This window comes from Enterocloster sp. HCN-30185 (assembly GCF_037890305.1).
Classification (GTDB): domain Bacteria; phylum Bacillota; class Clostridia; order Lachnospirales; family Lachnospiraceae; genus Enterocloster.
On the sequence record NZ_JBBKBT010000009.1, the window covers coordinates 102374 to 114464 of the forward strand.

Here is a 12091-nt window from a genome sequence, read left to right on the forward strand (position 1 = left end):
TTTCTAATTATTGTGAATATCGTATTATATTTTATTTTTTGTTACCTATATAGTAATATTTTTCAATCTTTTATTTAAAAATACGCCCCGACAGACATTTCCTCTTCTGTCAGAGCGTATTTTGTTACCTTCTTTTATTTTTTTCCTGCTTCTCTGCCTTCCTGCACAATTCTTTCCATTTATCTGTTCGGAAATACAGAAGCATGGCCAGAAGACCCGCTACAAAGCTTATGGGGATTCCTGCCATTACGTTTCTTCCATATCCCAGCCATCCGATCAGACAGGCTGCGGGAATCCGGACTGCCCACAGCATCAGCAGATTCACAATGGTAGGATAACGGATCTCTCCAATTCCATTCACAAAGCAGATAATCCCATTAAATACCGCATAGCACCAGGTAAATGGCAGAACCACGCGAATATAGTGAACTGCCATCTCAAGAACCTGTTCATCCCTTGTAAAAAAACGGAGCACCGGACGGCAGCCGGCTGTAAGCAAAAGACCGGCAGCCAGGGTAATAGCTCCTGAAAATACTGGAATTATTAAAGCTCCTCTGCGAAGCCTTCTGTAATCCTCTGCCCCAAGATTCTGACCTGCAAAAATGGTTGCCGCAGAGGAAAAGGAAGTTATCGCAATATTAGCAATAGCATTCACCTTTCCCGCAACAGAACAGCCTGCCACAAAAGCAGAACCCTGGGTATTAAACAACGTCTGCATCACCAGATGGCCGACCGAATATAAAGCTGAGTTTAATCCGAGAGGAAGCCCCACGCTCAGAATCTGTCTGACCATTGCCCTGTCATAGCTATGGGGCAGAAACGTCATAGCCAGCTCTTTGTAATGCTTCCTGATATACAGTATACTGAACAGCCAGGACATTATCATTGCGATGGCTGTCGCCAGAGCTGCCCCTGCCACTCCCATTCCGAATACAGCCACAAAAACCAGATCCAGCACAATATTTACCAGGCAGGTAATCATCAAAAGAATCAGGGTTGCACTGCTGTTCCCAAGCCCTCTTAATATCCCGGCGTTTAAATTGTATCCCATATTTCCCAGACAGCCCAACGTAGTGATCCTGAGATATTCAACCGCTCCCTCCATGGCGTCTGCCGGCACCTTCATCAGCTTTAAAAGCCAGGGACCTGCCAGCACCCCCACCACAGAAAGAGGAACCGCACAGAGATACAAAAACCATACTGCCGTGGAGGTAAGCCTCCCCATCCGCTTTCCGTCATTTCTTCCCATGGCCTGGGAAACCAGAATCGAAATCCCCGATCCGATTCCCAGAAAGATGCAAAGCAGAATTTCCAACGGCTGAGAACTTGTAGCCACCGCCGCCAAAGCTGCTGCATCACAGTAATTCCCAATAACCAGCGTATCTACTGTACTGTAAAGCTGCTGCAAGATATTTCCCACACAAATAGGAATGGCAAAAATAAGAGCCTTTTTTATAATAGAGCCGCTGGTCATATCCACCAGCGATGGGGAACGCGCCATAAATACTTCCTCCGTTTTATAACTGATGTAGTCTATTCTAATACAAACTATTCTCGTATGCAAGAAATATCCGGCACTGTTATATTACAACTTCAATCTTATTTTTCATCGCCTCTTCTCCACACAGGAATACAGCAGCACACCTCCTATAGTAATTGTACCTCCGAAAATCTGAAGAGTATCCTGTACTTCTCCAAAATCTCCGCAGCTGTCTTCCTTTTTTCCAAAAACAACAGGCGTCATAAAAACCACTGTCCACAATCTGGAAAACGGGCAGGGGTTCTGACCGCTTGAAATACAAACCTGGATGCGGTATCATAAAAATACATGCAGCCAGCTTGGCAATAAACATTCAGCAAGGAACGAAACTATGATATCTTATAAAATTTTGCACACCAAGGACATGAACCAAAACTTATTTGATCACTTCATCCGCCATCAAACCGTTGTAAAATGTTGGCGTAGAGAGCATGGAAGCTGGATCATCCGGGATGATCCCTTTACGGATGACTGGTCAGAAGATGACTATCGGCAGCTGATCTCCCATTTAAAATCCCTGCTCTGCTCCAATGGCTTTGTCTGCGGTGCTTTTTATCAGAATACTTTAAAAAGATTTGTATCGGAGGATATGCGGAGAATGGGAATTGGAAGGACGCTCTTGGATGTGTGGATGCAAGGATATACAGCCGGAAGCATGTCGAAGAGGAGCCATATGACTGTTAGATGGAGTATGTATTATAACTGTCAAATTTTTCACAACATTTGCTTACAGTTAAGGCACGCCCGTGACACACAAACACAAAAGAGCCGCAAAAGACGGCTCTTATCCTAAAGTTCCAGTATCCATTACGCATTTAATCAAAAAACAGCTTTAAATCATCTTCTTCGGTACTTATTATGATATAATCAAACATGAAAATCTGTTGTTATTACAACAAAAGGAGAAAAAATGAACTTATCCAATACACAGCTGTTCCGTGGACTGGAGGAACACGAAATCACATCTCTTTTAAGCTGTCTGAATACTGTGACACGCAGTTATAAAAAGGGAGAAATCATTCTCTCCGAGGGAATGATCACGGAAAATATCGGTGTTGTACTCTCCGGTATGGTTCTTATCTCCTACGGTGATATCTGGGGAAATACAAGTATTCTGGGCAATGCAGCACCCGGCTGCGTATTTGCCGAAGTATATGCCTGTATTCCGGGACAACCTCTGCTGATCACTGTATCTGCCGCCGAGCCCGCAACCGTGCTGTTTATGAATGTGGGGCGGGTCTTGACCTCCTGCTCCAATACCTGCCCCTTTCATGCAAGGCTGGCCAGAAACCTGCTGACTGTATGCACTGACAAAAGCCTTCAGCTTTCCCGAAGAATGAAGCACACTACCTCAAAATCCATCCGCGGGCGTCTGATGTCCTATTTTTCAGAATGTGCCAAACAGTTTGGAAGCAGTTCCTTCATAATTCCCTATAACCGCCAGCAGCTGGCAGACTATCTGGGTGTGGACCGCAGTACCATGTGCAATGAGCTTTCTAAAATGCAGAGAGATGGGATCATTGAATATGAGAAGAATCGATTTTTGCTGAAAATGTGAATGTTAGAAGCGGCAAAGCTGTGACGGGGATTTTCTTTTGATTTGAGAAGGAGTCTTTTTAGCTGCCTGAGACGGTGTTTTTCTACCGGCCTGAGACGGCGTTTTCTTTCCTGCCTGAGACGGAGTTGCTGTCATCCCTTCCGGGATACGATACAGTCCCTTCTTTGCCGGCATCCATACTCCTGCTGCCGTATTCACTTTATAAATCCTGCAGTTTTCCAAAATCGCCCTGTTTGAAGGATTACAGGAGGTATTCAGGTTATCAAATAATCTGAACTGCGTTGCATATCCGGGCATAGCTCCGGTCCACCAGTTTATGTGCTGTCTGTAAGTTTCTCCCGACAAATGAATTTCACATCCGGCTTCATCGGGATAGAAATCAACATTAAACCGAAACGGACTGCTGTCCACCCTGTAATCTACTGAAACCAGCAGCATTGTACCCGGCCGGATGGATACACTCCTGCTTTCCACTTTAATCTGATTGCTCTGGCTCCACCAGTCCGATGCAGCCATTGCCCCAATATTGTACATAAGAGAAATGTTATATCTGTTCCGGGTATATCCGCAGCCGCTGCATCCCTGCCAGCACTGAGAACCATTTTCCTGCCACAAAAGGCTGTGGTCTGCCTTTTCTCTCTCAGCCCGACATCTGCTGCAAAAACGGACATGATACGTCTCATTATAATCCAGACCATTTTTCCATGCATGACCCAGAGCTGCCACATCCGGCGCATCATACTCATATCCACATCGGCAGGAATATCTGTGGATTCCATTCGTGATGCAGTCGGGCTCCTTAATCAGCAAAGAGGAAAAGCTGTGATTTCCGTATTCTGTAATTTCCCCGCATACTCTGCAGTAAAACCAGTGTGTCTGACCATCATATTTCATATCGTTTCCCTGGGAATGATCACAATCCCATCTGGCATACAGTAAAATATCACCTGATTCATCCGGCCCGATCTGTACAGCCGGCTCTCCACTGAAATCAGGGGATCGAAACCATCCTGAAAAGCTATATCCTCCATATACCATTTCTGACTTTTCAGGCAGAATCACAGTCTCTCCTCTTTCGTATTTCACCGGAGGACTATATCCTTTTTTCCATGCTCCTCCATTAAGACTGTATTCAATCGAATATCCCGTGCCCCTGATTGAAAAATCATTTCTTATTTTTTCTGAGCTTCCGCCATACTGTCCATATGCCGGAAATACCATAAGCACTGCTAAAAGAGCTGTAATTGCCCCAAATCTGAGCTTTTTTAAAAATGTATATCGCCTATCTGCTCTCATCCATTTTCTCCATCCCCATTTTGCCATCCCAGACTCCATTTTTATCTACCAGACAGCCATCCGGCGTCCTTTCGTCCATATACATACTGCCGTATGATTTATATCCCAGCTTTTCATAGATCCATTTTCCCAGTCCCGTTTTCCAAAACCAGGTCTGTCCGGGAATGTCCTCTTCTGCGGCAAAATAATAACTTTTTCCGTCTATTTCCTGCCAGCCTGACAGCATGATTCCTGTCCTGCGGTCAAGAAAATACCACTTGCCGTCCTGCCCGTCCTTGTGCCATCCCTTGATCAGCATTCCCAAATTCCCATCACTTACTTCACTGGTATAGTACCACAGAGCATCTGACGCCTGATACCAGCCAACCGTCATGATCCCGTCTTTTCCAAAATGAAACCAGCTGCACGTATTCTTTACCGGAGCATAGGGATTGGGCGTATAAACCCAGGCATCTCTTATATAATTTCCCCTGCCGTCACCGTATTTCCACTGCCTCTTTCTCTCATCCGCCAGTTCCCATTTTCCCATAGAGCACTCTGCCTTTTCCTGAGGAGACGGGTATGGATAAAACTTTGAGCCTCCTTTAAAACCACCGTGTCCTTTGGATATGGATGCAGAATGGATAATCTCCGCCCCTTTCCATGGATTTTTTCCGGAAAAATCCGGGCGAAATGCACTGTACTGTACAGCCTGTGCATCAACAGCCACTTCTACCTGCGTTCCTTTTAAGACTAAGTGGGCATCCGGAATCAGAATCCCATCTGTCACAGGGATATCCGTCCTGGCTTCTGCTTTTTTTGTATAATAGTAATATTCCCCGTGTTTTTCCCAGCCTTTAAGGATCATGAGGTTTTTATCTGAAAAAGGGGCATTCAGGCCTTTTCTGGAAAACCGAAACTTTACCCGTACCCAGGATGGACCCAGCTTATTTTTAAGCGTCAGCCTGTATCCTGCTGTTGATCCGGGAAAATATTCCTCTGCCCCATCTGTTTCTGCATCCAGCTCAATGGCTACCTGTGAAGTTTCGGAGGCGTATACAGGAAAAGCCCCTGTAAGGCACATGATCGCCAAAACTGTACACAACCTTCTCTTTCTCATCCTATTCCTACTTTAGCCCCAGTGTTGCTGCAGCCGCATCCAATGTAGGCTGTCCTGTGGTCTGGATCAGGCTTCCCGATACATTGACAGAATCTGATACGGCCTCTAATTTCGTAAAATCCTGCACCGTAAAGCTGGTAAAAAGCTTAGGTGTTTCCGCTCCTGGGGCCAGGGGATCTTTCAGTCCGTAAATATACACGCTGTCCGTCCCCGGCTCTCCGGAAATATCTTCCCTGATTTTCTCCCATTTTGCACCATCAATCCCATTCAAAACCACCGCATCATACACCTGATCTGAAAGATCTCCCTTCTTCTGTGCAGTAACTGCCGGAATCTCCACCTGTAAAAATGCCCATGATTGATATTCCACATTTGATTTTAAAGACGGATCCTTTGTTACCTCCTGCCCCGGCTCCAGATCCACGGCGTTTGCCGGATTCCAACCCGGCTCCAAAATAGTACCTGCCGTATCCTTCTGATCCGACTGGCCTGCCACAATATTAAACACATTGGACTTTGTTTCTGCCGTGCCAGAAAAATACGCATATGCACCGCTGACTGCTCCAAGCGTCATTGCTCCTGCCAAAACTGCTGCTTTCGTTTTTTTGCTGAATCCCATAAAAATCTCCTTCCGCCCAACCGGGCTATTATATTTTATAACAACGATGACCGCATCCTGAAACGCCGGAGGAAGCCACCTGTGTTATCATCCTATTTCGGACAACCTGAATACCTCTCTCAGGATCGGAGCCGCTGCATTCAGCCGGAAGACTACGGTTCCCTTTACATCCTTTTTCAAAATACAAACTGTGTCCGGCTCCGGGTTCGCATCTCCCTGAAACCAATATCCATCCTCCGTAATATCAATCACACGATGGATCACTGCGTTTCCATTTGAAAAATAAACGCCAATCTCCCCTTTTTCAGGCGCTCTTCGAGAATCCGCTGCCACAATTGCCCCTGTCTGCAGCTCCGGTTCCATGGAACCCGTACGGATCAGATAGCGGTCAAAACGCTGATTTCCATACAAAATGGCAGCCAAAAGAATCAGAAATACCAGATTTCCTTTCAAAAAGGCTATTATTTTTTTCAATTTTAGACTCCTCCCTGGAAATAGAATACTTTTATGAATGGAAAATTTTGAATTGAATAAAATAGTGGAAATTTTGAAAATAAAGAAAAAATTTTGATTTCAAAGAAATTCATAAGAAAAAGACAGACCTGTCTGAAATGTGGTTCCTGCTTTTTTACTATTTATACTTCATAATCCGGATGATGTCAAGGGGGAAAATTACAAAAATACTTGACCTGTATATGAAATCGGATAGAATAAATCATATACCCTGACTTCCGTCGTTTCTCTCAAAACATAGTACTCAGGAGTCCAGGAGGATACAGTTCTGAAAAAGATTGTTGATTTCTTTTTCAGTGAGAAACAAAGCATCAAGATTCGTTAGGCCAGTAGCTTTTTTGACTTTTTCGTTTACTGTCTGGTTTCGAGAAATATTAATATAAGAGCCATCTCCTTTATTGACAATCCGGAAGTCCCGTATGAAATCAATCAGATCATAAGAATTAATCTGATTTTTAAAAACTTTAATCTCAAGCACTCTTAAAAGAAACAAGCTAAAGTAGCAGATTAAAAAATGCCCATAGATTGTTTCTTTTTTGTGCACGTAAACCGGGCGTGCATCCAGATAAGACTTTGTGATCCGGAAGGATTCTTCGATCTTCCATAAGCTGTGGTAGGTCTCATAGATTTGGAGCGGTTCCATATCCAACTCTGAGGTGACCATAAGGTTGTATCCTGCATACTTCAGATCCTCATTAACCTTCTCTTTATCAATTCCTATCACAGGAGTTATCTTTTTCCCGTTCTTATATGACACTTTTTGAACGCGGCTGTTTCTTTTCTTTATCCCAGTGAGATTCATACATCTGCAAATAGGTACCTTTTTTCTTGTTCTCTTTTCTTAAATAGTATGCCATAACCGATCTCCGAATAAAGTGCTATAGAGTGCTATTATTATAACATATCAAAAAATTTTTTTTAATAAAAAAAGCCCCAAAAGGGCATTGAAAATTTGCTGTAAATAAAGGAAAAATCGAGATGCAGGAAAAGAAATAAAAAAATGACAAGAAGAAAACGACGGAAATTTCCTAGTACTACGACGGAAAACGGGAGAAATTTGCCAGAAACGAGATTTCTTTCTGGATTGACTTTTTCATGAGTACAGCATATACTATAGACAGTATAAAAAAACTGTTTTACGGTTTTTATATGGGCGGCGTTGCGACGGCGTCCTAATTTTTTGGCTCTTTGTCAAGAGTTGGGGTGGTATTCTTTAGAATACCGTCCACTCTTAGGTTTTGGGACATTTTTATGTTTGATTGAAATGATCACATTTTTCTTTTAAAAATAGCGCCTCTCCTGGTTTTCAGGAGGGGCACTGTTCATTTTTAGACTTCTGCATTATTTGGTTGTAAAACGATTCGGTTTTGATGGGTGTGTGGCTGCAAAAACAAAACATGGAAAAAATTGTCCTGTTTCATAAAAAAGCTTCAAGAAAAAATCAGACTGAATGCCGTAGAACTTGTCGTCATCAGCCCCCCCAGTGCTTACAGGGAACAACCTACGAAATGTAGACTTCCTGAATAAATTTCGAAAATGGGTACTGGCCATGTAAACAAAGTCTCATTTCTGGTATCATGTACGATGTCCTGTACCAAATATCAGAAACAGAACAAAGAAAAATACAAGTAATCCAAGCCAGTTTCTTCTCAAAAGCAGATGTATCATCATGGAAATCAGCAAAATGCCCATTACAATTATAATTCCATTCATCTCTTACCGTCTCCCTGCAGCATATTCTCCCATACAAATATCCAATACTTCTCTGGGCGGCTGGATCAGGGCGTCCTCATACTGGCACTTCCACTGAATCTCCCGGCACATCTGGCCATCCGCCACGCCGTCTATGGTTTCCCCATCCTGAATGGGGTTATCATGCTCCAATATGTACGATGCCACATTGTAGGCGTGGTTTACCACCCAGTTGGGGTTCATGTCGTGGAAGTGGTACTGGAGGTCAGGCAGGAGCAGGGTGCTCATACCCACCGTGTCGATGAGCATATCTTCCGTGCCCTCAATGTTGAAGAATCGGACATTGACACCAAAGCGGATGAACCGATCCGAGCCCTCAATCTGATGAGAGCGCACATCCTCTGCCAGAAACAGCTTGCCGCAGTTCTGAAAATAGAATGCCTCACAGGTGGGGTACAGCTCCGCCAGAGCCTCCAAAAAGTCGGCATCCAGATTGGCACGCTCCAGCGCCGGAAGCGCCGCTGCCAGCATATCGGTGGCTACCACCTGATATTTACACTCCCGGAAGATCCGCTCCCGGTTCTCCTGGCAGTCCCACATCTGGCTCATCGGGAAGGCATCAAAGCCTTTGCCCTTGAACTCGTCGCATTTCATCACCATCAGCTGCACCGGGCATTTTCCCTCCTTGAACTCTGCAATATGCTCCTGTGCGGCAAAGCCGGCCATTTTCTTATCATAACAGAAGCACTCTGTCGATCCGATGTGCTTCTCCATTACGGCAGTCATTTTTTCTTTATCCGGCATTTCTACCTGCTCTTTGAACAGCATCTGAATGAGATAGGGACCACCGGGCCGGGGATCTTTTTTGTCGTCCAGTTTTTTCTGGAAAGCTTTATTGCTCATTTGGTTTCCTCCTTCTTTTCTGGGAACAACTTCCACCGAAACTCCAGCTCTTTCTGGACAAACTCTTTCGGCAGGCCGCGGGGGGTGGCGATGAGATACCATACCCGAAAGGTGCGCTTCTTCGAATCTGTTTCCTGCCGGTAGAGCTGATAGCCCGCCTCATCCTCCTGCGTCCACTGTCCTGTCTGCCGCTTGGCCTGCACAAAGGGTTCCACCACCTGGTCCAGCTCCTCTCTGGTGCGGCTTGAGGCCCAGGCTTGATCCACATCGTTGGCGTGGGAGAGGTGGAACAACATCGAACCTATCCAGTTCTTTGCCTTGTGTTCAGGCGTTCCGCGCAATTCCGCCTGATGGCGGTACTCCGCCAGCTGCTCCGGTGTTCCGTACCGTTCCACCATCTGCTCATCCACATGAATGCGCCAGCTGTAATCCTCCGGCTGGGTAAAGGGGGCGCAGACCGACTGGAGCGCCCCTACTGGGTCTGCTTCAAAGCAGTCAATAAAATTGAGGTAGTGGGCTTTAATCAGGGGCAGGAAGGTGTTCAGCAGCCTGGTGTCCAGCCACAGGTCCTCTGTCAGCATCCGAAAGAATGAACCGCCTGTTGTCGGTTCTATTTTGAAAGAGTAAAGGTAATCATCTCCCTGCTTTATGATACAGGTAAAGCCCATCTCCACATTTCCATGGCCGATTTCGTAGTCTATGTAGTTGTAGCGGCTCCGGTCAAAGCAGATCTGATAGGTCAGCCCGTTTTTCATTTTCTTTTTGAAGTCGCCTTTTTTCAGCTGCTTCCAGCCCTTTTCCTCCAGATCCAGGCCGTTCCATAGGTAGTCCAGAAGCTCCTGAAATATATCTGCCGGGCGTTTTTGCTCCATAGCTATTCATCCCCTAAATCATTTTCTACACCATCTCATACAGCCGGGCTGTATTGCCCCGCACCAGTTCCAGATGGGAGCGCAGCGTTTCAAGTCCGCTTTGCACCACCTTGGCGGGCAGATCCCAGCCTGGGGCAATTTCAGCAGCCAGCTCCAAGAGATCCTGCTCCCGCAGAGCTGCCAGCAGTTTAGACGCCAGTTCGCCCTCCAGCAGAGTGCAGTCCAGGGTGTCCTCCGTCTGGGGAGCAGGAAAACGGACATCCAGATCCAGCTCGCCCTCACCAGTTTCCCTTAGTTAAAGATATGAACCCTATTTATCAGTCTACTTTTCCAATAAATCGGTAGTATATCTCTATTTCCTGTATTCTTTCGTTCTCCTCATTCGTTGTTGCTTCGTGAATGAGTATTTTTTCTATCATTGCATTTAATAACGGTGCTGTCAGTTCCTTTGGTACGGAATACTCCTTGATTAACTCAATCCACTTTTCAGCACCTATCATATCCTGTTCCATTTTACTTAATTCTTCTCTTAGGTTGGTTATCTGCTGTTCCAGTTCTATCTGTTCCTTTTGATATTTACCCGACAGCATAATGAAGTTTCGTTCTGTTATCTTCTCACAGGCTCTATCTTCATACATTTTCGCAAATAAACGGTCAATCTCATTTTGTCGGTTCTCGGCTTTCTTCAAGGCACTTGCCTTTTTCTTCTTTTCCCGTATTCGCTCTGCATTCCCAGCCTTTTGTATCTTATGCAACACCTTTTCTTCGTCTTGCTGTACTGCCTTAGCCCAATACTGCAATCGTTCCAATACGGCTTGATACAACACATCATAACGGATATAGTGCATAGAACAAGTACCTTTGCCAAACTGTCCGTAGTAACTGCAAGCATAATAACTGTAAGGCGTCTTATTTGCCTTATTTGTTGCAAATCTCATAGACCAGCCACAATCCGCACACTTAACAAGCCCTGCAAATATCGGCGTTGCCTTTTCCTTTGTCTGTCTACGCCTTGATTTTATCTGTTCCTGCACACGATAGAACATTTCCTTGTCAATAATCGGTTCGTGGGTACTTTCTACTCGAAACCATTCGTTTTCAGGCTTTCGTACTTTCTTCTTGCTTTTGAAAGAAACGGTTGATTGTCGATTATGAACGCTGTTTCCGATATAGACTTCACTTTTCAAAATTCCTTTGATTTGTGCAATCGTCCACTCATAACGCTTGCTTTCGGGCTTTCCCTCAAAGATATGTGCAAAAGTACCATACCTTGTAAAATTCAACCAAGACGCTGTCGGGACTTTTTCTTCTCGCAGTATCTTTGTGATTTTTGCACTACCGTAACCTTGATAGGCTAGAGAGAAGATTTTTTCAACAATCCATTTTGTTTCCTCATCAACCAACAGTTTTCCTTTGATGTCGGGGTGTTTCTTATATCCTAACGGAGCATAAGCCCCATAATACGCACCCTCTGCAAATTTTGTTTTAAAGGCTGATTTCACTTTACGGCTCGTATCTCTTGCCACCCATTCGTTGATGATGTTCTTAAATGGTGCAATCTCACTTTCGCCTTTTTCGCTGTCCACACCGTCGTCAATCGCTATGTAACGAACATTATGGCTGGGAAAATACAATTCTGTATATTGTCCTGTCATAATATAATTTCTGCCAAGTCGAGAAAGGTCTTTTGTTACAACACAGTTGATTTTTCCTGCCTCTATATCCTCAATCATTCTTTGAAAACTCGGTCTTTCAAAATTTGTTCCTGACCAGCCGTCATCAATATATTCATCAATCACATTCAAATGATGTTCTTTTGCATATAGACGCAACATACTTCTTTGTGTGGTAATGCTGGAACTTTCGCCTTGTAATTCATCATCTCGGCTCAACCTAAGATAAAGTGCAGTATTGTAAATCTGTTGTTTCATTGTCAGTTATCCTCCTTTATAACTAACCCATGTTTACAATACCTGCTTGCAAGTAAAGTATAACATGG

At 44.5% G+C, this 12091-nt stretch carries 12 protein-coding genes; 2 read left to right on the plus strand and 10 right to left on the minus strand.

The genetic code is table 11. The features are described 5' to 3' along the window. Nucleotides 1-124: 124 nt before the first annotated feature. On the minus strand, nt 125-1501 hold the full coding sequence (locus tag WKT10_RS10950; protein WP_340277199.1) for an MATE family efflux transporter: 1377 nt from the start codon (nt 1499-1501) through the stop codon (nt 125-127). Nucleotides 1502-2450: 949 nt separating this feature from the next. Here WKT10_RS10950 and WKT10_RS10955 point away from each other — a divergent pair. Beyond that, nucleotides 2451-3098 carry a Crp/Fnr family transcriptional regulator gene (locus WKT10_RS10955; RefSeq protein WP_340277201.1) on the plus strand — a complete coding sequence of 216 codons (648 nt, stop codon included), beginning with the start codon at nt 2451-2453 and terminating at the stop codon, nt 3096-3098. A gap of 3 nt (nt 3099-3101) precedes the next feature. Here WKT10_RS10955 and WKT10_RS10960 read toward each other — a convergent pair whose 3' ends face one another. The 5 genes from WKT10_RS10960 to WKT10_RS10980 form a co-directional block, all read right to left on the minus strand. Next, nucleotides 3102-4394 carry an InlB B-repeat-containing protein gene (locus tag WKT10_RS10960; RefSeq protein WP_340277203.1) on the minus strand — a complete coding sequence of 431 codons (1293 nt, stop codon included), beginning with the start codon at nt 4392-4394 and terminating at the stop codon, nt 3102-3104. Beyond that, nucleotides 4381-5493, minus strand: coding sequence for a hypothetical protein (locus WKT10_RS10965; protein ID WP_337434013.1), 1113 nt, complete (start codon nt 5491-5493; stop codon nt 4381-4383). The genes WKT10_RS10960 and WKT10_RS10965 overlap by 14 nt, the downstream gene beginning before the upstream one ends. Before the next feature lie 7 nt (nt 5494-5500). Then, entirely contained in the window at nt 5501-6112 is a 612-nt protein-coding gene (locus tag WKT10_RS10970) for a hypothetical protein (RefSeq protein ID WP_337434014.1), read from the minus strand. An 87-nt stretch (nt 6113-6199) separates the two neighbouring features. Beyond that, entirely contained in the window at nt 6200-6586 is a 387-nt protein-coding gene (locus tag WKT10_RS10975; RefSeq protein WP_337932222.1) for a signal peptidase I, read from the minus strand. Nucleotides 6587-6869: 283 nt separating this feature from the next. Next, complete coding sequence (locus tag WKT10_RS10980) at nt 6870-7439, minus strand: IS1634 family transposase (protein ID WP_445293013.1); 570 nt, start codon at nt 7437-7439, stop codon at nt 6870-6872. Nucleotides 7440-7999: 560 nt separating this feature from the next. Here WKT10_RS10980 and WKT10_RS16050 point away from each other — a divergent pair. Beyond that, complete coding sequence (locus tag WKT10_RS16050; protein WP_417301129.1) at nt 8000-8152, plus strand: DUF6718 family protein; 153 nt, start codon at nt 8000-8002, stop codon at nt 8150-8152. Between the two features lie 189 nt (nt 8153-8341). On the opposite strand, the gene WKT10_RS10985 is transcribed toward WKT10_RS16050, so the two are convergent. The 4 genes from WKT10_RS10985 to WKT10_RS11000 form a co-directional block, all read right to left on the minus strand. Then, complete coding sequence (locus WKT10_RS10985; protein WP_340277208.1) at nt 8342-9220, minus strand: DUF4261 domain-containing protein; 879 nt, start codon at nt 9218-9220, stop codon at nt 8342-8344. After that, the gene (locus WKT10_RS10990) at nt 9217-10092 is read right to left on the minus strand and encodes a spondin (protein WP_337434017.1); all 876 of its coding nucleotides are present in this window, start codon (nt 10090-10092) and stop codon (nt 9217-9219) included. The genes WKT10_RS10985 and WKT10_RS10990 overlap by 4 nt, the downstream gene beginning before the upstream one ends. Nucleotides 10093-10117: 25 nt before the next feature. Next, nucleotides 10118-10249: a hypothetical protein gene (locus tag WKT10_RS10995; RefSeq protein ID WP_340277210.1), complete on the minus strand. Its 132-nt coding sequence runs from the start codon at nt 10247-10249 to the stop codon at nt 10118-10120. A 160-nt stretch (nt 10250-10409) separates the two neighbouring features. Then, nucleotides 10410-12023 (minus strand): recombinase family protein, encoded by a 1614-nt coding sequence (locus WKT10_RS11000; RefSeq protein ID WP_257353590.1) that lies wholly within the window; start codon nt 12021-12023, stop codon nt 10410-10412. Nucleotides 12024-12091 lie beyond the last annotated feature (68 nt).